General features: G+C 64.0%; 23 protein-coding genes. 6 read left to right on the top strand and 17 right to left on the bottom strand.

Translation table 11 applies throughout. The features are described 5' to 3' along the window. Positions 1–105: 105 nt before the first annotated feature. The 7 genes from ACHFFA_RS00955 to ACHFFA_RS00925 form a co-directional block, all read right to left on the bottom strand. Positions 106–966 carry a hypothetical protein gene (locus ACHFFA_RS00955; protein WP_394268959.1) on the bottom strand — a complete coding sequence of 287 codons (861 nt, stop codon included), beginning with the start codon at positions 964–966 and terminating at the stop codon, positions 106–108. 1 nt (position 967) lies between these two features. Next, positions 968–2,524, bottom strand: coding sequence for a tyrosine-type recombinase/integrase (locus tag ACHFFA_RS00950; RefSeq protein ID WP_394268958.1), 1,557 nt, complete (start codon positions 2,522–2,524; stop codon positions 968–970). A 35-nt stretch (positions 2,525–2,559) separates the two neighbouring features. Then, positions 2,560–3,711 carry a tyrosine-type recombinase/integrase gene (locus ACHFFA_RS00945; RefSeq protein WP_394268957.1) on the bottom strand — a complete coding sequence of 384 codons (1,152 nt, stop codon included), beginning with the start codon at positions 3,709–3,711 and terminating at the stop codon, positions 2,560–2,562. A gap of 166 nt (positions 3,712–3,877) precedes the next feature. Further along, positions 3,878–5,005 carry a DNA polymerase III subunit beta gene (gene dnaN / locus ACHFFA_RS00940; RefSeq protein ID WP_394268956.1) on the bottom strand — a complete coding sequence of 376 codons (1,128 nt, stop codon included), beginning with the start codon at positions 5,003–5,005 and terminating at the stop codon, positions 3,878–3,880. A 159-nt stretch (positions 5,006–5,164) separates the two neighbouring features. Beyond that, positions 5,165–5,917, bottom strand: coding sequence for a 3-oxoacyl-[acyl-carrier-protein] reductase (gene fabG / locus ACHFFA_RS00935; protein WP_394268965.1), 753 nt, complete (start codon positions 5,915–5,917; stop codon positions 5,165–5,167). Further along, a complete protein-coding gene (gene fabD, locus ACHFFA_RS00930) occupies positions 5,917–6,855 on the bottom strand; it encodes an ACP S-malonyltransferase (protein ID WP_394268955.1) in 939 nt (312 codons plus the stop codon). Before fabD ends, fabG begins: the two co-directional genes overlap by 1 nt. A 22-nt stretch (positions 6,856–6,877) precedes the next feature. After that, a complete protein-coding gene (locus ACHFFA_RS00925; RefSeq protein ID WP_394268954.1) occupies positions 6,878–7,732 on the bottom strand; it encodes an LD-carboxypeptidase in 855 nt (284 codons plus the stop codon). Positions 7,733–7,774: 42 nt separating this feature from the next. On the opposite strand from ACHFFA_RS00925, the gene ACHFFA_RS00920 reads away from it, so the two are divergent. Further along, positions 7,775–9,208: a glutamate ligase domain-containing protein gene (locus ACHFFA_RS00920; protein ID WP_394268953.1), complete on the top strand. Its 1,434-nt coding sequence runs from the start codon at positions 7,775–7,777 to the stop codon at positions 9,206–9,208. Here the strand turns inward: ACHFFA_RS00920 and ACHFFA_RS00915 are convergent. Continuing rightward, a complete protein-coding gene (locus tag ACHFFA_RS00915; RefSeq protein WP_394268952.1) occupies positions 9,205–10,167 on the bottom strand; it encodes a DUF808 domain-containing protein in 963 nt (320 codons plus the stop codon). The two genes, ACHFFA_RS00920 and ACHFFA_RS00915, sit on opposite strands and share 4 nt — an antisense overlap. A 188-nt stretch (positions 10,168–10,355) precedes the next feature. On the opposite strand from ACHFFA_RS00915, the gene rpsF reads away from it, so the two are divergent. The 5 genes from rpsF (at position 10,356) to ACHFFA_RS00890 (ending at position 13,618) form a co-directional block, all read left to right on the top strand. Then, a complete protein-coding gene (gene rpsF / locus ACHFFA_RS00910; RefSeq protein WP_394268951.1) occupies positions 10,356–10,721 on the top strand; it encodes a 30S ribosomal protein S6 in 366 nt (121 codons plus the stop codon). Continuing rightward, positions 10,721–10,945: a 30S ribosomal protein S18 gene (gene rpsR, locus ACHFFA_RS00905; RefSeq protein ID WP_094062939.1), complete on the top strand. Its 225-nt coding sequence runs from the start codon at positions 10,721–10,723 to the stop codon at positions 10,943–10,945. The genes rpsF and rpsR overlap by 1 nt, the downstream gene beginning before the upstream one ends. A gap of 12 nt (positions 10,946–10,957) precedes the next feature. After that, positions 10,958–11,581: a 50S ribosomal protein L9 gene (rplI, locus tag ACHFFA_RS00900; RefSeq protein ID WP_394268950.1), complete on the top strand. Its 624-nt coding sequence runs from the start codon at positions 10,958–10,960 to the stop codon at positions 11,579–11,581. A gap of 119 nt (positions 11,582–11,700) precedes the next feature. Further along, positions 11,701–13,140 carry an AMP nucleosidase gene (locus ACHFFA_RS00895; protein ID WP_394268949.1) on the top strand — a complete coding sequence of 480 codons (1,440 nt, stop codon included), beginning with the start codon at positions 11,701–11,703 and terminating at the stop codon, positions 13,138–13,140. A gap of 64 nt (positions 13,141–13,204) precedes the next feature. Then, entirely contained in the window at positions 13,205–13,618 is a 414-nt protein-coding gene (locus tag ACHFFA_RS00890) for a PRC-barrel domain containing protein (protein ID WP_394268948.1), read from the top strand. Positions 13,619–13,695: 77 nt separating this feature from the next. Here the strand turns inward: ACHFFA_RS00890 and ACHFFA_RS00885 are convergent, their stop codons facing one another. The 9 genes from ACHFFA_RS00885 to ACHFFA_RS00845 all read right to left on the bottom strand — a co-directional run bounded on the left by ACHFFA_RS00885 (position 13,696) and on the right by ACHFFA_RS00845 (position 22,866). Next, the gene (locus ACHFFA_RS00885; RefSeq protein WP_394268947.1) at positions 13,696–14,103 is read right to left on the bottom strand and encodes a YbjN domain-containing protein; all 408 of its coding nucleotides are present in this window, start codon (positions 14,101–14,103) and stop codon (positions 13,696–13,698) included. Between the two features lie 72 nt (positions 14,104–14,175). Further along, positions 14,176–14,910 carry an SIMPL domain-containing protein gene (locus ACHFFA_RS00880; RefSeq protein ID WP_394268946.1) on the bottom strand — a complete coding sequence of 245 codons (735 nt, stop codon included), beginning with the start codon at positions 14,908–14,910 and terminating at the stop codon, positions 14,176–14,178. Continuing rightward, entirely contained in the window at positions 14,910–15,815 is a 906-nt protein-coding gene (rimK, locus tag ACHFFA_RS00875; RefSeq protein WP_394268945.1) for a 30S ribosomal protein S6--L-glutamate ligase, read from the bottom strand. The genes ACHFFA_RS00880 and rimK overlap by 1 nt, the downstream gene beginning before the upstream one ends. An 11-nt stretch (positions 15,816–15,826) precedes the next feature. After that, positions 15,827–16,285, bottom strand: coding sequence for an ATP-dependent zinc protease (locus ACHFFA_RS00870; RefSeq protein WP_394268944.1), 459 nt, complete (start codon positions 16,283–16,285; stop codon positions 15,827–15,829). Between the two features lie 28 nt (positions 16,286–16,313). Further along, entirely contained in the window at positions 16,314–18,191 is a 1,878-nt protein-coding gene (locus ACHFFA_RS00865) for a M2 family metallopeptidase (protein ID WP_394268943.1), read from the bottom strand. 67 nt (positions 18,192–18,258) lie between these two features. Beyond that, a complete protein-coding gene (locus ACHFFA_RS00860; protein ID WP_394268942.1) occupies positions 18,259–19,026 on the bottom strand; it encodes an alpha/beta fold hydrolase in 768 nt (255 codons plus the stop codon). Between the two features lie 41 nt (positions 19,027–19,067). After that, positions 19,068–19,538, bottom strand: a complete 471-nt coding sequence (locus ACHFFA_RS00855; protein ID WP_394268941.1) for a hypothetical protein — start codon at positions 19,536–19,538, stop codon at positions 19,068–19,070. Between the two features lie 2 nt (positions 19,539–19,540). Continuing rightward, complete coding sequence (locus ACHFFA_RS00850; protein WP_394268940.1) at positions 19,541–20,566, bottom strand: aspartate-semialdehyde dehydrogenase; 1,026 nt, start codon at positions 20,564–20,566, stop codon at positions 19,541–19,543. Beyond that, positions 20,566–22,866: a DPP IV N-terminal domain-containing protein gene (locus ACHFFA_RS00845; protein WP_394268939.1), complete on the bottom strand. Its 2,301-nt coding sequence runs from the start codon at positions 22,864–22,866 to the stop codon at positions 20,566–20,568. The genes ACHFFA_RS00850 and ACHFFA_RS00845 overlap by 1 nt, the downstream gene beginning before the upstream one ends. Positions 22,867–22,989: the final 123 nt, after the last annotated feature.

Below are 22,989 nucleotides of genomic sequence, written 5' to 3'. Positions count from 1 at the left end.
GGCCGAGATCGGGGCAGGATCAAGCGGCAAACCGTATCGGGGGCATGCCCCCGATACGGTTGTTGCCATCACGCCCAATGACGGGCATCAAAACGGCCCAAGGCTCTACTCGTAGCTGGTAGAAACTTCGGGCTCAGACCAAAACTTATCGAGCAGAGGTTCTCCACTCTCGTCGTAGAGTGGCTCTTCGACCAGCGTATCTCGAGGCAAAGTCAAAACTTCGTTGATACGGAACCCCCCGCACAACAAGAGATCTATCGCTCGCTGGATGGCAAGATCACGCTCATCAAGACCTTCGCTAGAGGAAATCTCTGCGAGGGCATCCAAAGCGGAGGTCTCGGGCAGCATTTCGTGGCGTCGGGCGGTCGCCTTCGCACCAACCCGATCATGCTTATGATCACGCTTGATGCGGTTTTTCCAACGGATTGGGACCGCAGTGACGCGCGCGCGATCCATCTCGTCGGAAATGATTGCTAGCTTACTGCCAATGTTAGAGGCTCCCTGCCCCATGTTTGCTTGTGCCCTATTGGCGGCGGCATCGAAGTCACCATGCTTGAGATCCAATGGATCACCACCGCGATCCTTCAATTCGTCAAAGAGTAGCCTCGCTGCGGCGATCAGTGTTTGCGACTGTCCAACTGCGTAGGGGCGCGCCGCTCGGGAATTGTACGCGCAAATCACCGCCTTCACGAACGACATGAAAGGTTCTGGGAATTCGCCAGGATCTGGGGTGTTCGCAGATCGAAGACTGAAAACAAGGCCACCTTCGCTGGCTGAGGATTGCCTGCTGGTCTTGGGAAAATCCCAGCGAGCGGAGTCCCAATCATCGACATTAATCGGATTCAGCCGCCGCCATTTAGAGATGAAGTTCTCAAAGGCGGTACGCGCATTTACCTTCGCTCGAGGTTCAAAAACGACAATGTGATCGCCATCGCCGTTGGTCGGCGAACTAGATGGTTCTGCCATGCTATCCCTCACCACTGCGACGCGCGGCACAGCGAGTGATCACCTCAGCGATGGCGAGCATTGTTCGATCGTGTATTAGCGTCATCTTTGGATCGGCACCGGAAGCAAGCCGTTCATTTCGGCGGCGATCAAGTTCATCGAAGACCTGCTCGTGTGGGCCGTCGAGCCATGCCTGGAAATGACTACAGGTATAGCAGGCAATTGGTGCCATAAGCCCGCAGAAGCCGAACGAGCCGCATGAACCAACTGGCTCTAAAGATTTGAGCGTCGGACTGTAGTGCTTGATGCGGCTAGCCTTATCGCGAGCTCGCGTTGCTCCGGTTTCGTCGTCAATGACAACACCCATGAAGGCCTGAGCGATTGGTGCGAGAGCCAACCCCATTGCCTTATCTAAGCGCGTAACCACGTCGGAGCGCGAATTGAAATATACCATCACTGTGCCGGTGTCGCTGTGATCAAGCGCATCTGCGACCTCCTGTGGAGACGCGCCGATGGCGACCAACTTTGTGGCAAATGTATAGCGTAGCCTGCGCGGAGTAAGATGTAGCGGAGCCCCGTCATAAGCTCGAAGATCAAGGGTTTTTGAAATGTGACTGAGGGCTTGGCCGAAAAAGTCTACTTTAACGCGAAATCGTTGGTGTTCGAATGGAGTTCCAATCAGGGTTTTTCGTTCTGATCCCCGAATTAATGGTCGAAAGTCGTCCACAGCCGACTTCTCTAAACGATTCTCGGCCAGCAACTGACGAATTTGCCATGCAATCTCCGGTATTACACTCCGAGTGCGAAACTGGTCCCTCTCTCCAGGCGTTCTCTTCTTAATTCGCGGGATTCGAAGTTCGTGGACTTCGCTTCCATCACCCAGTTTGGTGGTGATGAAATCCTCTTCTGCAATGAGTAAAAGGTTCCTAGGGTTGCATCCAAAGCACAGGAATAGCCACGCGATGACGCGGTGCCTTAACGACAGGCTTTCCGCTTTCGGTGAACGCAGGGCGGCCTCAAAGGCCTCATATTCGCTTCTCCGCAATGGCCCATTCGTCGGGTCCTGTCTCATAACAGCGACACCTTTTGGCGCTGCCCTGAGTACAATTGCATCGAGCGAGGATGCGACATCCTCATCGAAGCCGTACATACCAGCATCTGCCGACCACACATACCAGCGAATAAAGGCACCCAAGAAATGGATGTGGTGTTCGCTGCTAACAGGACCCGCCAATGCTTTTGCAAATTTATGGTAAGTTAGAAGTCCGATGAAACCGAATTCTGAGAGATCATCGCTGGCCTGACTAACAATTTCTGGTGCACCCAAGCGATTGACGTATTCAAGCTGATTTTGGGCGTGTGCCGGGCTGGAAGTCGAAACAAGATAGCGAATGTAACTTCTAAGGGACAACCAAACCGCTTCGGGAACATTCTCGAAAGGTTTCCATCTCGCAACGCTATCGGCACCCAGTCTCCATATCTTGCCCGATGTATCTATCGTTGCGCCGGAGAAAGCTAGGACGTCTGTCCGCTCACTTTCTGGTTCTATGTCCCTCGCGAGCGGGTCGGTGGCATTCATCTAAGCCCGTATAAGCAATTGAATCAAAGCTGCAATCACTCGTCGACCTTGTCCACGACCTCTCTCTGAATCCTTTCTAGTCTCTTCATCGTGCTGCGCCTTATGGAGGCTTTTCCGTAAACATCGGGCATGTCTGAATTGTCTGACCAACCAAACGCATAGGTCCGCTCTCGTCTAGAGATATCTGGATCCACACCCGTCCGTTCGTCATCCTCGGTCCACCGATCATTTGCATCGTGGCGAAGCACATGCTGCATTAGTCCAGCCAGCTCGGGATGCCTTGCCCGAAGTTGCTCATAAATTTGCCGTCCTCGACGAAGGCTTAAAGGTGCGCCAGACCGTGACACGAAAATGTAAGGGTTTTTCCGGGCATTAGGATATTTTCCCCGGTCGCTCCGCTCATCCAGCCAATCATCGAGCACTGTTCGAAGGTCCTCGTCAATGGCTAATGTGCGACCAAATGTCTTTACCAACGCTGGATCAGGACGCGTCTCATCGCGGTCATCTGGTCGACGATGAATGGTTATGGTGGCAGGATTCGAGCGATTGTCGTAATCTTTGCGCTTCAGCGAGAATTCTTCTCCAGCCCGCAAGCCCAGCGCGTAGGATAGCAAAACGATTGCGTGATTTCGTACCTGCAAGGCCTTTTGAAACGGATTCCCAGGATCACCTGGCTGTATTGCTCTCAGCAATAGTTCTCGCTCTTGGGATCCTAGCCCAAGGCGTTCATTGAGGGAAACTCCATCACTCCCCTTCGGACGGAGACGCTGCGCGCGCTTTTCAAAAGCTGCGAGCGCTTCCGCAATGGTCTTGTGTGTATTTTTGGGTGCGTATTGGAGAACCTCTTCCACCCGAAAGGCGATATAGTCCAAAAATGTCGAATAATAGTGACTAGCTGCTTGACCGCTAATTCGTCCATTGCCCTTACTGCGACTGAGGCAGCGCTCACGTAAACGATTCAATTCTTCGAGGCCCAAAAACCGGCCCGAAGATATCCGATGTTCGATCTCGATATTCAAATCGCGCAACAGAATGAGGCCAATTCTAATGCCGCGTAATTTGCTCCTCAGTGTACTCGAGCTTGCTCCAGTCGGTCGAATGGCGGCGAAAGTGTATCGAATGACGTGAGCATCAGGCAGACCGGTCTTGTTGTCGGCGAGCAAATATAGCACCTCGCCATCTGGCATCCTGACCTGTCGAATCTCATACATATCGGACCCCGATCTTTACACTCCAGATACTGCCGGGTGCGATCTGCCGATATATACACTTCTTAATTCGAAGCGGAAGAGAAAACCACTGCCAAACCTGAGAGTTAGCAGCGAACGCTTTACATTCTAGACTTACTGCCGTCTAGACCCGCATCGGCATCAGCACATAGAGAGCTGGGGAATTGTCGTCCTTGCGGATCAACGTCGGCGCACCGGCATCCGCGAGATGAATCTCCACCGTATCGCTGTCGATCTGGCCGAGGATATCCTTGAGGTAGCCGGCGTTGAACCCGATCTCGAACGGATCGGACCCGTATTCGGCGGCCAGTTCCTCGGCCGCGGTGCCGTTGTCGGGGCTGGTCACGGTGAGGGTCACGCGGTCCTTGTCGAGCCCCATCTTGACCGCCCGGGTCTTCTCCGTGGCGATGGTGGCCACACGGTCCACGCCCTGAAAGAAGCTCTTCGGATCGAGCTTGAGCAGCTTGTCGTTGCCAGTGGGAATGACGCGCGAATAATCGGGAAAGGTGCCGTCGATCAGCTTGCTGGTCAGTACCACCCCGCCTTCACCGCCGAGGGTGAAGCGGATCTTGCTGGCGGACAGGTCGATCTGGACTGCGCCATCCAGCGATTCGTCGAGCAGCTTGCGCAGTTCCGCCACCGCCTTGCGCGGGACGATGACGTCCGGCATCCCTTCGGCCCCGTCGGGGCGCGGCAGGGTGAAGCGGGCGAGCCGGTGCCCGTCGGTCGCCGCCGCCTTGAGGACCGGCTGATCCTCGTCCGAGACGTGGAGGAAGATGCCGTTGAGGTAATAGCGCGTTTCCTCGGTAGAGATGGCGAACCGGGTGCGGTCGATCAGTTCGGCGATGGTGCGCGCGGGCAGTTCGAAACTCGTCGGCAGATCGCCCTCGACGATCACCGGGAAATCGTCGCGCGGCAAGGTCGGCAGCGAGAAGCGGCTGCGCCCGGCCTTTACCGTCATCCGGTTTTCGGCCGTCTCGAGGCTGACCTGGCTGCCATCGGGCAGCTTGCGGGCGATGTCGAACAGGAGATGCGCCGAGACCGTGACCGAGCCCGGGTTCTCGACGCTTGCGGCGTCCATATGCTCGACCACCTGGAGATCGAGATCGGTCGCCATGACCTTGAGGGCGTTGTCGCCATCGGCCTCGATCAGGACGTTGGAGAGGATGGGGATGGTATTGCGCCGCTCCACCACCGATTGCACGTGACTGAGGCAGCGAAGCAGGGTCGCGCGTTCGATGGTGGCCTTCATTGTATCGGTTCGTCCCCTATGGGCGCGAAGGGGCCGGAATCGCCCCTCCAGCGCCGGAATATCGCTGGCGACCTTAGCGGGCGGCGCGCCCCTCGCAAGGCTGGCGCGATGCACACCGCCATTCCTTGGGGATAAAACCGGGCCGCCTGCCCCGCCCCGTCAGCCGAGCATCGCCATCCCGCCGTTGACGTGCAGCGTCTGCCCGGTGACGTAGGCGGCCTCGTCGCTGGCGAGATAGGCAACCGCTGCCCCGATCTCGGCGCCTTCGCCCATGCGGCCCATCGGGATGCGCTGGTCGATCGCGGCCTTCTGATCGTCGCTGAGGGCCTCGGTCATCGCGGTGCGGATGAAACCGGGGGCGACGCAATTGACGGTGACGTTGCGGCTGGCAAGCTCGGCGGCGAGCGCCTTGCTCATCCCGGTCAGCCCGGCCTTGGCCGCGGCGTAGTTCATCTGCCCGGGATTGCCCGTCGCCCCCACCACGCTGGTGATCGAGACGATGCGCCCCTTGCGTGCCTTCATCATCGGGCGGGCGGCGGCGCGCATCAGGCGGAACGCGGCTTCGAGATTGATGCGGATCACCTGATCCCATTCCTCGTCCTTCATCCTGAGGGCGAGATTGTCGCGGGTGATGCCGGCATTGTTGACGAGGATGTCGAGCGTGCCGAACGTGTCGAGCGTGGCCGGGATCAGTTCCTCGACCTGCGTGGTGTTCGACAGGTCGCAGGTGATCTCGACATGATCGCCGCCGATCTCGGTATTGAGCTGTTCGCGGAAGATGCGCAGCTTTTCCGGGTTCGAGCCCGACAGCGCGAGGCGTGCGCCCTGCCGCGCCAGGGCATAGGCGATGGCCGAGCCGATCCCGCCGCTGGCTCCGGTGACGAGAGCGGTCTTGCCTTCGAGGCTGAACATCATGCGATCTCCTTCGCGAATGCTTCGATTTCGTCCATCGTCATCAGGCTCGTCGCGTCCGCCTCCTTGTCGATGCGGCCGACCATCGGGGCGAGCACCTTGCCGCCCAGTTCCACGAAGCGCTCGATCCCGTCGGCCCGCATGGCGAGAACGCTTTCGCGCCAGCGGACGCGGCCCGTCACCTGCTCGACCAACAGGGCGCGTTCCTCGGCCGGGTCGGTCACGCGGGCGGCGGTGACGTTGGCATAGAGCGGGACCGTGAAAGCACCGGGCACGGTCTGGGCGAGCGCGGCTTCCATTCGGCGGGCGGCGGGTTCCATCAGCGAACAGTGAAATGGAGCGGAAACCGGCAGCTTGATGCCGCGCTTGATCCCGTGCTCTTTCGCCAGCTCGATCGCACGGTCGATCGCCTCGGCATGGCCAGAGATCACCACTTGCGTGGGATCGTTGTCGTTGGCGATTTCGCACACCCGCCCCGCGGCCGCAGCCTCGGCCAGCGCGGCAGCCTTGTCGATATCCGCGCCCAGCAGTGCCGCCATCGCGCCGACCCCAACCGGTACCGCATCCTGCATCGCACTGCCGCGCAGCCGCAACAGCCGCGCCGTATCGGCCAGCGAAAAGGCGCCCGCCGCGCACAGCGCGCTGTATTCGCCCAGCGAGTGACCGGCGACGCATTGTGCCGCAGACGGCAGGCTGATCCCGAATTCCGCCTCTAGGACGCGCAGCGTGGCGATGGAGTTGGCCATGATCGCCGGCTGGGCATTGGCGGTCAGGGTCAGCTCTGCCTCGTCGCCCTGCTGCATGATCGCCGACAGCTTCTGGCCCAGCGCATCGTCGACCTCCTCGAACACCTCGCGTGCATGGCGGCTGGCCTCTGCAAGTTCGCGGCCCATGCCGACCTTCTGGCTGCCCTGCCCCGGAAATAGGAATGCGGTCATCGTGTTCTCCTTGGCGGGCCGCTTAGGCGGGGGCGGCCGGCGCCTCAAGGCCGAAGGGCACGATGCGGTTGGCCGGATAGTGCCCGATCAGTGCCCGTCCGAGATAGGGAATGCCCGAACGCGCACACCAGTCGCGGGCGATATCCTCGGCCCCGGCGCCGAAGGGCCGGTCGTTCGCCGGCACCTGCCCCACGTCGCCCAGCCGGATGCCGGCGATCACCCCTTTGAGATGTTCGGTCACGTGGAAGAACAACCGGTCGACCGCGTAGTCGTACTCGCCGATTTCCTCGACCAGGACCTCGTGACCGGCAAGATCGGGCATCAGGCTGGTGCCGACCAGCATTGCAAGGGTGTAGAGGTTGAAGGCCACCGCGGGCCGCGTCCCAAGAGCGGGTTCGAGCCCGCCGTCATCGCCGGCCAGCCAGCCGAGAGCGCGCAGCACCGCCTCGTCCCCGCCCGGGCGCGAAATATCGGTCGGCATCGGGCCGTGGACGGGCCGTCCCGCCCCGGCGCGATAGAGGGCGGCCAGAAGGGTACCGCAGTCGGAATAGCCCATGTAGGGCTTGGCCCGCCCGGCCTCGTCCAGCCCTGCGACGGCCGCGGCGGCGATGCGATTCGATCCGTAGCCACCCTTGGCGAACCACACCGCATCGAAGGCAGGGTCGTTGGCGCATTCGAGAAACGCCGCCAGCCGCCGCGCATCGGGGCCGGCGAAATGGCCGGCGCTCTCGAAGCATTGCGAGTGGAAGGCGAGCTCGATCCCGGGATAATGCTCTGCCGCCAGCGCCATCGTCGCCGCGGCCTGATCGTGCCTGAGGGGGGTCGCAGGCGCGCACACGGCAATGCGGCGGCAGGGGCGGCGCGGGGCGCGGGTCATGGCCGCTTGTCATAGCGGCAACATCTGCATAGCCAACGCCCGATGACCAGTTTCCCCAGCCCCGACGAGCTTTTCACCCGCCCGTTCCACTTCGTCGGCATCGGCGGCTCGGGAATGCTGCCGCTGGCGCAGATCCTCGCCGCCCGAGGTGCGCGGGTCAGCGGATCGGACCGCAGCCGCGATCAGGGGCGAAGCGCCGAGAAGTTCGCCGCGCTCGAGCAGCAAGGCTTCGCCCTCTACCCGCAGGACGGCAGCGGCCTCGTCAACGGCGAGCAGATCGTCGTCGCCTCCGCCGCGATCGAGGACAGCGTCCCCGACATCGCCCGGGCGAATGCGCTCGGCTGCCTGCGCATGACCCGGGCCGAACTGAATTCGATCCTGTTCAACACCAGCGGCGCCGGGCTGGCAGTTGCCGGGACCAGTGGCAAGTCGACCGTCACCGGGATGCTCGGCTGGATTCTCCATGCCGCGGGTCGCGAACCCACGGTGATGAACGGCGCAGTGATGAAGAACTTCGTCACGCCCGAACGGCCCCACGCCAGCAGCGTGATCGGCGGGCAGGCGCTCTATGTCAGCGAGGTGGACGAAAGCGACGGCTCGATTGCGCTCTATCGCCCGGCGGTGGGCATCCTCCTCAACGTCAGCCTCGATCACAAGAGCATGGACGAATTGCGGACATTGTTCGGCGACTATCTGGCGCGGTGCCGCATCGCAGTGATCAATGCCGACGATCCCGAGGCGCTTGCGCTCCTCCCCCGCGCGAACGAGGTCATCACCTTCGGCATTTCGCGCAAGGAAGCGCAGATCGGCATCGTGCCCGGCAGCATCGCCGACGGGCCGATGCGGCAGGCGGCGCTGGTGGCGGACCGGCACGACGGGAGCGAGCATCCGCTGCGGCTGGAACTGCCGGGCCGCCATAATCTTGCCAATGCGCTGGCGGCAATCGCCGGCGCGGCCGCGGCGGGCGTTCCGGTGGCCTCCGCCGTGCAGGCGCTGGCCTCGTTCGAGGGCCTCGCCCGGCGCTTCGACATCGTCGGGACGACGTACAGCGCCATCACCGTGATCGACGATTTCGGCCACAATCCGGAGAAATGCGCCGCCACCTTGCGGACCATGCGCGCGCACGCCGGGCGCATCCTCGCGGTGTTTCAGCCGCACGGCTATGGCCCGCTGCGGCAGATGGGCGCCGAACTCGCCCAAGTCTTCGCCCGCGAACTGGAGCCCGAGGATCGCGTGTTCCTGTGCGATCCGGTCTATCATGGCGGCACCGTCGATCGCAGTGAAGGAAGCGAGCGGATCGTTGGGCTGATCGAGCAGGCCGGCGGGACGGCAGCCTATGTCCCGACGCGGGAGGCCATCGCCGAGCGGATCGTGGCCGAGGCCCGTCCCGGTGACCGCATCCTCATCATGGGCGCCCGGGACGACAGCCTGAGCGACTATGCCCGGAAGCTGTTCGAACGCTTGCAGGAGCGCTAGTGCGCGGCGGCCGCCTCGTCCTCGTGGTGGCCGACCCTCAGCACCTTGTGCAGCACGAAGACGATCACCGAGCCAATCACCAGTCCCGCAAGCGCCGAGAGCCCGGCAAAGGTCAGCCAGCCAAGCACGCCCCCGGCGGACCCGGCGACTTCGCTCACCCCGTGCTGGATGCCTTCGATCCAGTGTTCGGGGCCGGCGAACCCGATCTGGGCCAGTCCGTGCAGGATGATCCCGCCGCCGACCCACAGCATGGCGATCGTGCCGACCACGCTGAGGATCGTCAGCAGATGCGGCATGAAGGCCACCAGGCCGCGCCCGAACGCCCGCGCCATCGCCGAACTGCGCTGCGCCAGAGCGAGGCCGACGTCGTCCATCTTCACGATCAGGCCGACCGCGCCGTAAACCGCCACCGTTACCACGATACCGACCAGCGCCAGCACCAGCCCGCGCGTGACCAGATCCTCTGCCGCGACCTCGTTGAGGGTGATCGCCATGATCTCGGCCGACAGGATCAGATCGGTGCGAATCGCGCCCGAGATACGCTGCTTCTCGAAGGCCACCGGGTCCTCGATCACGTCGTCCAGCGTCTTGCCATGCTTGGCCCCGCCCAGCTTCTCGATGATCTTCTCCGCACCTTCGTAGGAAAGGTACGCCCCGCCCAGCATCAGGACGAAGACGATCGCCTGGGGCAGGAACTCGCTCAGCAGCAGGGCCCCGGGTAGCAGGATCAGCAACTTGTTCCTGAGGCTGCCAAGCGTAATCCGCCAGATGATCGGCAATTCGCGCGCCGGCGAAAGCCCGGTGACGTAGGACGGGGTGACGGCGGCATCGTCGATCACCACGCCCGCGGTCTTCGACCCGGCCTTGGCCGCAGCCGCGGCGATATCGTCCACGCTCGCCGAGGCCGCGCGGGCGATGATGGACACGTCGTCAAGCAGGGCAACCAATCCACCGGGCACGCATATTCTCCTGCAGCAAGGCTGCTCCCCCTGCCGCGCCCGACGCCGGGCGACAAGCCCTTGCATTTGCGCCGTACCCGGCTATGTGCGCGGCTTCCTGCCCGCCGGGCGGGAACCGAAGAAAGCCGGAGGGGCCCCGCAATCCCGCGGATCAGCCAGCGATCGGCCACGACGTGAAAGGACAAGGCATGGCTCTTTACGAGCATGTTTTTCTGGCGCGCCAGGATCTGAGCCAGGCTCAGGTCGACCAGCTCGCCGCGAATGCCACCGAAATCATCGAGAGCAACGAAGGCAAGGTCACCAAGACCGAGACCTGGGGCCTCAAGAACCTCGCTTACAAGATCGACCGCAACCGCAAGGCGCATTTCGTCATGCTGGCGATCGATGCACCCGGCTCGGTGATCGAGGAGCTCGAGCGCCAGACCCGCATCAACGAAGATGTCATCCGCTACATGACCATCCGCGTGGACGAGCACGAGGAAGGCCCCAGCGCGATGATGCGCAAGAACGAACGCGATGCCAAGAAGCGCCGCGACCGCGAGGAGCGTAACTGATGGCCCGCCCGTTTTTCCGCCGCCGCAAGTCTTGCCCCTTCTCGGGCAAGAATGCCCCCGCGATCGATTACAAGGACGTGCGCCTGCTGCAGGGCTTCATGTCCGAACGCGGCAAGATCGTGCCGTCGCGCATCACCGCCGTTTCGGCCAAGAAGCAGCGCGAACTCGCCAAGGCGATCAAGCGTGCGCGCCACATCGGCCTCCTGCCGTATATCGTGAAGTAAGGAGAAGAGCACATGGATATCATTCTCCTCCAGCGGGTCGAAAAGCTTGGCCAAATCGGCGATGTCGTGTCGGTCAAGGATGGCTACGCCCGCAACTTCCTGCTGCCGCAGAAGAAGGCGCTGCGTGCCAACGACGCCAACCGCAAGGTCTTCGAGGCCAACCGCGAGCGGCTCGAGAAGGAAAACGCCGAACGCCGCAGCGAGGCCGAACAGGCCGGCCAGAAGGTCGACGGTGCCGAGATCGTGCTGATCCGCGCCTCGTCCAACACCGGCCAGCTGTACGGTTCGGTCAACGTGCGTGACATCGTGCTGGCTCTGAAGGAGCAGGGCCACGAGATCGACAAGCGCCAGGTGATCATGGGCAACCCGATCAAGGAACTCGGGATGCACGATGTGCGCATCGACCTGCACCCCGAAGTCAGCGTGACGGTCAAGGCCAATGTCGCGCGCAGCGAAGACGAAGCCGAACTGCAGCGCCAGGGCGTCGACGTCATGGCGCAGATGTTCGAGGACGAGCGTGCCGCCGATGCGGGCGAAGGCTTCACCGAAGCCTACGATCCCAATCTCGAGCCGGGTGAAATTCCCGCCGACATGCTCGAAGGCAACACCGGTGACGAGGACGGCGAACGCGCCTGATCCCTCGCTCCAGATGAACCAGGAGGGCGCGGCGGCTTCGGCTCCCGCGCCCTTTTTGTCCCGGTCACGCTGCTGTAGCATCGCGTGGCCAAGACCTATCTCAATGAAGGGCTGCTGAGTTGGAAAGCATCGATCAGGTTCTGGACGAGCTCGAGCGGGTCTATGCCGCGGCGATCGTGCGGCTGCGGGAAGACGTCATGGCTTTCGGGCGCGATCGCAAGGTCCCCCCACCCGAACGGCGCCGTGACGGCAGCTACACCTATCCCGAACTGCGCCTGCGTTATCGCGGGGCGGAGGAGCCGGCCGGGCGCCCGCGCGCCTTCGGCCGCCTGAACGCACCCGGCCTCTACACCACCACCATCACCCGCCCATCGCTGTTCCGCGATTACCTGCGCGAGCAGATCGAGCTCATCCAGGACAATTACGACATCGAGATCGAGGTGGGTGCCTCGGCACAGGAAATCCCGTTCCCCTACGTCCTCGATGGCGCGGCGGGGGCCGAGCTAGCCGGGGTCGATCCGAACGAGATCGCGCGCCATTTCCCATCGACCGAACTGGCCGACATCGGCGACGAACTGGCCGACGGGATCGAACTCGATGCGCCCGATGCGCCGATCCCGCTGTCCCTGTTCGACGGACTGCGGACCGATTTCAGCCTCGCCCGGCTGGCGCACTACACCGGGACCGATCCCGAGCATTTCCAGCGCTTCATCCTGTTCACCAACTATCACCGCTATGTCGATGAATTCGTTGACTGGGCGGGCCGGCAACTGGGCGAGAACGGCTGTTCGGCACTGGCCGGCGCGGGCGGCCTGATGCTGCGCGAGCGGACCGCGAACGCCCGCCTTCAGCTCAGCGATACGGCCTGGCGCCGCCATCAGATGCCCGCCTATCACCTCGTGGGCGAGGGACGCGGCGGAATCAGCCTGGTGAACATTGGCGTCGGACCGTCGAACGCCAAGACGATCTGCGACCACCTCGCCGTGCTGCGGCCCGAAGCATGGCTGATGATCGGCCACTGCGGCGGCCTGCGCCCCAGCCAGAAGATCGGCGATTACGTACTCGCTCATGCCTATCTGCGGGACGATCACGTGCTCGACCCGGTGTTGCCCCCCGAAATCCCCCTCCCCGCGATTGCCGAGGTCCAGCGCGCGCTCGCGGGCGCGGCGGAAGAGGTATCGGGCGAGCATGGCAGCGACCTGAAGGAACGGATGCGGACCGGCACGGTCGTCACCACCGACGATCGCAATTGGGAGCTGCGCTATACCCAGTCGGCGCGTCGGCTGTCGCTCAGCCGCGCGGTCGGCATCGACATGGAAAGCGCCACCATCGCTGCGCAGGGCTATCGCTTCCGCGTGCCCTACGGAACCCTGCTGTGCGTCTCCGACAAGCCGCTGCACGGCGAGATCAAGCTGCCGGGGCAGGCCAACCGCTTCTACGAACAGGCCATCGCCGCCCATTTGCAGATCGGGGTCACCGCCTGCCGCCTGCTGCGGGAGGAAGGCCCCCGCCTTCACAGCCGCAAGCTGCGCGCCTTCAACGAGCCGCCGTTCCGGTAATTCTCGGAACCCCCGGGGCGGCCGAAGCATAATTCTTCATGACCAAGCAATGAGGAGATTATGCATGAAATGCCCGCTCGCTCTTGGCGCTATCGGTGCGGTCGCCCTGCTTTCGGCCTGTCAGTCGGATGCCGAACAGCAGGCGGATGCCGTCGAGGATCGGATCGAAACGCAGGCCGATGCCAGCGCGGCCGCGGCCGGGGCGGCCCCCGCCCTGCTCGGCCTGACCGAGCGGCAGCTGCTCGACGCCGATCTGGTGGCGGCCGACGGTAGCGATCTGGGAGATATCGAACAGATCCGACGCGGCACGAACGGCGCGGTGGATGGATTGCTGGTCGAAATCGAGGATTCCAACCCCGACCGCTACGTCGTCGTCCCGGTGATCGGCCTCAAGACCCGGGTCGATGGCGATGATACGGATGTCGAAACCAACATGACCGCCGCCGATCTCGCCGCCCCGCCCGACGCGGCGATGTGATTCCTGTCTCGGTCGCGGGAGCAGGGCACCCTCCCCGCTCCCGCGTCCGAACAGCAATCGGCCACGGTGACCCCGGTCTAGTCGTCGAAAATTATGTCAGTCGCTGTGTCGACGGTTTCGCTGAAGCGGAGGACCGAACGCAGGAACACCGAGCGGGGGATGCCCTCGCCGATCTCCACGTCCCAGCGGATGTAAGGGTCCATCTCATCGTCCAGATCGACCGCCATGAAGCGGTATTCGCTACTCAGCTTGAGCGCTTCTTCCGCAGTCCAACCATTCTCCCGATCGAAGCCTGCGGAGAACTGGATCGACTGGCATCCCGTATGTTGCTCGGCGTCGCAGCCGTAAAAAGCAATTCCGGCGGTATAACCGCCCAAGACCAGCTTTATCAGCGGATCGCCAATGTCGTCTTCGATCAGCTCCGCGTCATAGCCTGCTTCCTCGAGAACCAAGACCATCCCGGCCGGATCGCTCGCCCTGACCATCTCCGCCTGCGCCGCCAGCGGAACGCCGGCAACGGCGCAGGACGCCGCACCGGCAAAGGCAATCCTGATCTTTCATTGCGCAATCGCGGATAAAGCGAACTCGACGCCGTAGACCGCCCGGACCGTCATTTCCCCCGGTTCGATCGGCGTTTTGGCCAAACGGCTGCCCGTCACGATGATACTCGATCCACCGAGGCTGCCGAAGTCAACCTGGCTGTCGCTTACCAGAAGAATGCGCGACACCCGCTTTCCAAGACTGGCGGCCACCGCCTCTGCCTGCCGGACCGCTTCTTTCAAAGCGGCGTCTTCGGCTTCGCGAACCAGTCGTTCGCGCGCGGCCGGGGCGACATCGAAGTCAGGGCCCGAAACGTTGTTGGCGCCAGCTTCGAACAGGCTGCTGACAAGGTTGCCTACCTCGGCAAGATCGTCGGTCGTGAAGGTCACGCTGTTGCTGACGCGGAAGCCGGTGATGCGATCGTCCCCGCCGCGGTCCGAATGTTCGAATTGCGGATCGACCGTGAAGCCGGCGGTCTGCATCGCTTCGGCCGCGATGCCTTGCCTGCGCAGCACCTCGATTACGGGCGCCAATTGCCGGTTGTTGGCCTCCAGCGCCGCGGCAGGCGAGGACGCGGTCGTCACGACACCCACGGTAAGGCTCGCACGGTCGGGAACCGCCTTCGCCTCGCCCTCGCCGCGCACCCGCAGGATGGTCTCGCCCAAGCCCACCGCGGGGCGAGCCGGTTCGGTCTGCGCCGCCGCGGGCGTGGCCAGCAACGCCAGCCCAAGTGCTGCAAATAGCGATCGCATCAGCCTCTTCCCTTCGTCTTGGTGTCTCCGCCCGGCGCGCTGCGTTCGATGAATTCGATGATCATGCCGGCGATGTCCTTGCCGGTCGCCTCCTCGATCCCCTCGAGGCCGGGTGAGGAGTTCACCTCCATGATCACCGGCCCGTGATTGCTGCGCAGCATATCCACGCCGCAGACGTTGAGGCCCATGCGCTTGGCCGCGCTGACCGCGGTCGAGCGTTCGGCCGGGGTGATCTTGATCAGTTCGGCGCTGCCGCCGCGGTGAAGATTGCTGCGAAAATCGTCCGCCGCGCCGGTGCGTTTCATCGTGGCGACCACCTTGCCCCCGATGACGAAGGCGCGAATATCCGTCCCGCCGGCTTCCTTGATGAACTCCTGCACCAGGATGTTGACGTTGGCACCGCGAAACGCCTCGATGACGGATTTGGCGCTGCTCATCGTTTCGGCCAGAACGACGCCGATCCCCTGCGTGCCTTCCAGCAGCTTGATCACCACCGGCGGCCCTTTCACCGCGCGGATGATTTCCTCGGTCTGCTTGGGATCGTGTGCGAAGGCGGTAAGCGGCAGGCCAAGGCCGTGCTTGGCAAGGATCTGCATGCTGCGCAGCTTGTCCCGGCTGCGGCCGATGGCGACGCTTTCGTTCAGGGGCCAGCAGCCGCGCATTTCGAACTGGCGCAGGATGGCAAGGCCGTAATTGGTGATCGACGCGCCGATCCGCGGGATGACCGCGTCATAGCCGCTCGCCGGCTCCCCATTGTAGAACACCTGCGGGCGGTGGCTGGCGATATGCACCGTGCAGCGCAGCGTATTGAGCACGTCGAGCTGGTGCCCGCGCGCCTCGGCCGCCTCTTTCAGTCGCACGTGCGAATAGAGATTGGCGTTGCGCGCCAGCATCGCGATCTTCATGCGCTCGATCCTTATGGGATATGGCCGGCGACGACCGCCTTTTCGGGCGTCTGCAGCCAGGAATGGCCGCTATCGACGAGGAAGCGGCGGCGCAAGTAGGACCGTCCGACAAGCATCGGAAAGCGCATGTCGCTGCGATCGGCGAGGCTGATCTCGGCCCGGTGTTCGACATCGCCGATCCTGAGCGGCGTCTTGACGATATAGCGCACCTGCCGTTCGCCGTTGGAGCTGGTTATGGTGCGCTTGTCGACATGGATCGCCTCGCACACCTGGCGCACATGCTGGTGCGGAAAGTCGACCGCGAAGCGGACGAAGCTTTGGCCGTCGCGCCGGAACTGTTCCAGCACCGTGCCGTGAAGCGAACTGGTGCGGGCGCCGGTATCCACCTTGGCGGGCACCGCGTGGAGGCCGAGTTCCGGCAGGTGGACGAGCTCGCGCCAGCCCACCACCGGCAGATTGCCGATCGCCATCGTCCGCGCCCCCAAGCGTACCGGCCGCCTACCAGCCGGCCGTCTCGCCCTCGTTCTGCGCGTCAAGCCATTCGATCAGCGGGGCGAAGTATTCGAGCATCGGCTTGGCGCTCATCTCGCGGGTACCGGTGAAGGCGGCCAGCGCCTCGGGCCAGGGCTTCGAGGCACCCATCTCCAGCATCGCGTTGAGCTTCTCGCCCACCTCCTTGTTGCCATAGAACGAGCAGCGGTGGAGCGGACCCTTCCAGCCCGCCTGGTCGCACGCCGCCTTGTAGAACTGGAACTGGAGGATGCGGGCCAGGAAGTAGCGGGTATAAGGAGTGTTGCCCGGAATGTGATACTTGGCCCCCGGATCGAAAGCGTCGGCAGGCCGGTCGACCGGCGGGACAATGCCCTGATACTCGCGCTTCAGATCGACCCAGGCGGTGTTGTATTCGGCCGGCTGGATCGAGCCGTCGAACACTCCCCAGCGCCATTTGTCGACCAGGAGGCCGAAGGGCAGGAACGCCACCTTGTCCATCGCCTGGCGCAAGAGAAGGCCGATGTCCTTGTCGGCGCTCGGCACCTGCGAGCGATCGAGCAGGCCGATCTGAACGAGGTATTCGGGCGTGATCGAAAGCGCCACGAAATCGCCGATCGCCTCGTGAAAGCCGTCGTTCGCCCCGTTGAGGTAGAGGAACGGCTGTTCGTTATAGGCCCGCTGGTAATAGTTGTGCCCGAGTTCGTGATGGATGGTCACGAAATCGTCGGCATTGACCTTGATGCACATCTTGATCCGGATATCGTCCACATTGTCGACGTTCCAGGCGCTGGCATGGCACACCACCTCGCGGTCGGCCGGCTTGGTGAACTGGCTGCGCTGCCAGAAAGTTTCGGGCAGCTTTTCGAAGCCGAGCGAGGAATAGAACCCCTCCCCGATCTTCACCATGTCGACCGGGCCCTTGTTCTGCTTTGCCAGCAGTTCGCCGATATCGTAGCCGAGCGCGCCCGAACCTTCCGGTGCCACCAGCGGATAGATATTGCCCCATTCCTGCGCCCACATGTTGCCGAGCAGGTCCGCCCGGATCGGGCCGGTGCGCGGCTGCACCGCATCGCCGTGCTTCTCGTTGAGCTGCTTGCGGACATAGGTATGAAGCGCGAGGTACAGCGGGCGGGTTTCCTGCCACAGCCGCTCGGTCATGGCGGTGAAGTCCGCCGCGCTCATGTCGTAGCCGGAACGCCACATCACGCCGGTATCGGCAAAGCCCAGTTCCTTCGCGCCTTCATTGGCGATGCCGACCATGCGGGCGTAATCGTCCTTCATCGGCGCGCCGACATTGTCGTGCCAGCTGGCCCACATTTCGGCCAGCTCGGCGGGCGTGCGTTCGGGGTTGCCCATCTCGGCCTCGATGTCGGAGCCGTTGATCTCCTTGCCGTTCAGCGTGCCCTTGCCCTTGCCGTAGAGGCTGTTGAGGCGGGTGGCGATCTCGTTCAGTTCGGTGGCCGCACCGGGCATGGTCGGCGCCGGCAGGACGATGCCGTTGCGCAGGATGTCGAGCTTGCGCTTCACGTCGGGCGCAAGGCCGGGCAGCGCGGCGAACTTCGCGGCCTCCAGCGCATAGGCCACCGACTTTTCGGTGCCTTCGGCGTTGATCCGGGCGGCCATCGCATCGGTGTCTTCGGTGATGTAGGTCGAATTGACCCAGTTCACCTGGCTCGCCTCTACCGTATAGCCGAACAAATCCTTCTCCGCCGCCGCGATGAAGGCGGCCGCCCCTTCGGCATTGGGCGGATAGGGCAAGGCGGCCCGTGCCGGCGCTGCGGTGGCCTTGTCGGCGGGGGCGGCGGCATGGGCGGACTGGGCCTGGGCCGTGGGCGCAAGCGTGGCGATGACGAGCGCGCAGAGCGCGGTGGCGGTGTGCTTCATGGCGGTGATCCTTCCGGGTCTGGAACGGCGCATCAGGGCGCCCGATTGCACCGCGCCATGGCGATAATCAAGCGGTACGCATCAGCCAGTCCGCGATCGCCTCGCCCAGCTCGGGCCTGGTGACGCTGCCCATGTGCGTTCCCGGCACCTCGACGAAGGTCGCGTTGGGCAGGCGTGCGGCAAGGTCGGCCGCGCTGCCATTGTCCCGGTCCTCGTTCCCGCAAACGACCAGCGTGGGCATGGTCACCCGGGCAAGGTCGGCAAGATCGAGGTCGGTCATGGTGTCGAGCAGCAGGCGCGCCGCCGCACGATCGGTCCCCTGCGATTTGAGGAACTGGACCGAAAACCACGCCGGATCGCCGCGCGGGATGGTGTCGAACTCGTCGATCACGCGCTTGAAGAAGGCGCTGCGCTTGCCCCATTCGCCCAAACCGGCGGTGCCCATCCCGCCCAGGATCAGGCGCCGTGGCAGCAGCGCATGGTTCGCCACTGCATGAAGCGCGGTGCGGGCACCAAGCGAGAAGCCGCCGAGATCGAAGTCCTCGACCCCCAGCTCCGCGACCAGATGGTCAAGATCGCGGACGAGGATATTGGCCGGATAGCGTGACGGATCCTGCGGTGCCTCGCTGTCGCCATGGACGCGAAAGTCGGGCATCAGCACCTCGTATCCCGCCGCCGCGATCCGGGCGGCGTGGCCGAAGCGGATCCAGTTGGTCTGAGCGCTCGAGAACAGTCCGTGAAGCAGCACCAGCGGGCGGCCCGCCCCCATCCGGTGAAGCGCCAGCCGCGTGCCATCAGGTGCGGTGATGAGGTCGGTGGTGGCGGATTCGGTCATCGAAGGCGATCCTGTGGCAGCCTTTGCGGCGGATGGGGAGATCAGTGCAGGCGGGCGACCGTGCAGGTCTCTTGCGCCGAACGGGCCGAGGGACAGGTAAGCCGCAATCCGTGCTCGGGCGCGATGCTGATGGCGGACAAGGCCCCTTCGGCAAAGTTCAGCATCACCGGGCCGAACACCGCGGGCTGTCCCGCCGCAGCCTGTTCAGGGCTGGCAGGCCGGCCGAGCACGGGTTCGAGCGTCCGCAGCACCTCGGCGCGGGGGCTGCCGAACGGAACGGCGACCGGCAGGACCAGCGGATCGTCGCTCTCCACCCGCAATCCGTTCGCATCGAGCGTGAAGGCCAGCCCCGACCAGCCGCGCGATGCCGCATCGGGCACCGGGGCGAAGCGTTCCACCGGCGTTGCGGGCGGTGCGGCGCTATCCTGCGCCTCGACGATCTCGCCGCAGCCACCCAGCGGCAGGACCAGCATTGCGAGCATGGCCGCCGCCGTAAGTCGCCCCCGGACCATGCCTAGCCCTTGCGCAGGCATTCGCGGCCGAGCAGTTCGGCGATCTGCACCGCGTTGAGAGCAGCGCCCTTGCGCAGATTGTCGCTGACGCACCACAGGGTGATGCCGTAGTCCACCGTCGGATCGTCACGCACGCGGCTGATGTAGGTGGCACTGTCGCCCGCCGCCTCGACCGGGGTGATGTACCCGCCGTCCTCGCGCTTGTCGACCAGCATGACGCCCGGCGCTTCGCGCAGTATGTCCTGCGCCGCCTCGGCCGACAGCTCGCTTTCGAACTCGATGTTGACCGCTTCGGAATGGCCGACGAACACCGGCACCCGCACGCAGGTGGCGTTGAGCTTGATCGCGGGGTCGAGGATCTTCTTCGTCTCGACCACCATCTTCCATTCCTCCTTGGTCGAACCGTCGTCGAGAAAGCTGTCGATATGGGGGATGACGTTGAAGGCGATCTGCTTGGTGAACTTCACCGCCTCGACCGGATCGCCGACGAAGATGTTGCGGCTCTGCTCGAACAGCTCGTCCATGCCGGCCTTGCCCGCGCCCGATACCGACTGATAGGTGCTGACGACAACCCGCTTGATCCGCGCCGCATCGTGCAGCGGCTTGAGCGCGACAACCAGCTGCGCGGTCGAGCAGTTGGGATTGGCGATAATGTTGCGTTTCGTAAAATCGTGGATCGCCTGCGGATTCACCTCGGGCACGATCAGCGGCACGTCCGGTTCCATCCGGAACAGCGAGCTGTTGTCGATCACCACGCAGCCCGCAGCCGCCGCCTTGGGCGCGTAGTCCCTGGACGGACCGGACCCTGCCGCGAACAGCGCGATGTCCCATCCGGCGAAGTCGAAATGCTCGATGCTCTGGCATTTGAGCATCCGCCCGATATCGCCGTATTCGACCTCGACGCCCTGGCTGCGGCTGCTGGCGACGGCGGCTACCTCGTTTGCCGGAAACTCGCGTTCGGCAAGGATCTGCATGATTTCGCGGCCGACGTTCCCCGTCGCGCCCACGACTACTACCCGATAACCCATCAATCTTGATCCTGCTTGCTGTCCGGCCGGGACGACGCGGCGCCTTCGGGCGGCACGACCCCGTGCGCCTCGAGGAACCGGAACACGGTATTGTAGCGATGCGGCGAAATCCGCTCGCCCGAAACGCGGTGCGTATAGCCGGGATAGAGCATCATTTCGAACGGCACATTGGCTTCCTGCATCCGCGCGATCACCGCGGTGGCGTTCTCGAACACCACGTTGTCGTCGGCCATGCCGTGGATGATCAGCAGCGGGTCCGATATCCTGTCGGCATTCGCGATCGCATCGCTGGCCGCATAGGCGGCAGCATCGTCCTGCGGCGTGCCCATGTAGCGTTCGGTGTAGTGGGTATCGTACAGCGCCCAGTCGGTAACCGGAGCGCCGGCGATACCGGCGGCGTACAGCCCCGGATCGGCCTGCAACTGCTTGAGCGTCATGTAGCCGCCATAAGACCAGCCATCGATGGCGATTTTCTGCGGATCGACGAAAGGCAGGGTCTTGAGGTATTCGGCCCCCGCCTTCTGGTCACGCACCTCGGCGCCGCCCATCGCGCGGTACAGCGGTTGTTCGAAGGCCACGCCGCGATTGGCGCTGCCGCGATTGTCGAGCGCAAACCAGATGTAGCCCCGGTCGACGATTGCCTGCCGCAGGGCGCCGTCCCAGCCCTTGTTGACGATCTGCGGGCCGGGCCCGCCGTAATGATAGAAATAGACCGGGTAACGCCGTCCCGGTTCGAGTTCGGGGGTCACCATCTCCCAGTGGAGCGGCGTGCCGTCCTCTGCCGGCACGGTGCCATAGGTCACGGGGCGATGGCTGGCGAGGAACGGGGTATAGGGGTGGCCCGCGTCCAGCGCATTCTCCTCGACCCAGGCAAGGCGGCTGCCGGTGCCATCGGCGATGTAGCTCTGCGGCGGGGTGCTATCGTTCGAGCGGGTGACGATCATCGTCTGCCCCTGCTGGTCCATCGATGCCGCATGGGTGAAGGCAGGGTCGGTCAGGCGCTCGATCGCGGCCGGACGATCGAGATCGAAGGCATAGACGTGCTGCGCCAGCACATCGTCGCGGTTGCCCTGCACGAACACCCGGCCCTCGGCCTCGTTGACGCCGACGAGGTTGCTGACCACCCATTTGCCCGAGGTAAGCTGAGTCCAGCGACCCTGGGCGAAGCGATAGAGGTGGCCATAGCCATCGCGTTCGGACCACCAGATCAGCGATCCGTCCTTCAGGAAACGGTAGCTGTCGGACAGATTGATCCAGTGCCCCGGCGCCGCCCTTTCGGTGAACATGACGCTGCTCTTGCCGGTGGCGGGATCGACCCGCAGCATGTCCAGCCTGGTCTGTGCGCGGTCCTGCCGCTGCACGTAGAGTGCGGAGCCATCGGGCGCCCAGTCGACCCGGGCGAGGTAGATATCGGGATCGGCGCCGAGGTCAACCTTGACCCTGCCGCTGCCGTCCGGGTCCATCAGGTAAAGCTCGACCACGGCGTTGGGCGTGCCCGCGGCGGGATAGCGCTGCTCGTAAACCCTGGTGCCGGTGGCGCCGATGGCGGCGCGGGTCACGATGCCGACCCCGCTTTCGTCGAACCGTTCGACCGCGATGCGCGCATCGTCGGGCGCCCACCAATACCCCGTCAGCCGGCCCATCTCTTCCTGCGCGACGAATTCCGCCTCGCCCCAGCGGATCGCCTCGCCTTCCGCCGGGGTGATCGGCGCGGCCGCCTTGCCGACTTCGGCCACCCACAGCTGCCCGTCGCGCACGAAGCTGACATAGCGGCTGGTGCCGCTCATCGCCGGATTGAGTTCGCTTTCCTCGGTATCGGTCAGGCGCACCACCTCACCGCCGAGGCGGGCAAGGTACAGATCGCCGTCCAGCGGCACCAGCACGCCCGAACCGTCGCTGACCCACTGGTAGGCGATGATGCCCTTGAGGCTGCCGACCCGCGCCCGCTCGCGCTGCATCTTTTCGGCCTCGGACAGCTCGCGCCCCGAGCCGAGCTTCTCGCTGTCCACCAGCATCGCCCAGGTGCCCGCCTGCCGGTCGTAGGCCCACAGGTCATAGCGCTCGCGATCGGTCTCGCGGTTGCGCAGCACGGTGAGATAGCGCCCATCGGGCGACAGCCGTGCCGCCCGCGGGGCGGGCCCGTCGAGCGAGGGGGAGGCGAAGACGCGTTCGAAGGTAAGGTTCATCGCCGTATCCCCGGGGGCGGCAGGCGTGCCGTCCTGCGCATACGCCGCAGCAACCGGCAGCAGCGCCAACGCGCTGGCAGCGACAAGTGCGGCAGACAGGATGGTCGAACGCATGATGTCTCCCCGTGAGCGGCGGGGCAATCGCTTCACGCCGTCCGCCTGAGTGCGCGCCGTGTTGCAAGCCCGCGCCCGGAAAGCAAGCGAGCCGGCGGGATTATTCCGCAGACTGCCAATGTG

Origin of the sequence: Qipengyuania sp. (assembly GCF_043423005.1) — a bacterium.
Lineage (GTDB): Bacteria > Pseudomonadota > Alphaproteobacteria > Sphingomonadales > Sphingomonadaceae > Qipengyuania.
Note: the sequence above shows the minus strand (reverse complement) of the source record. Positions and strands in the feature narration are given on the sequence as shown.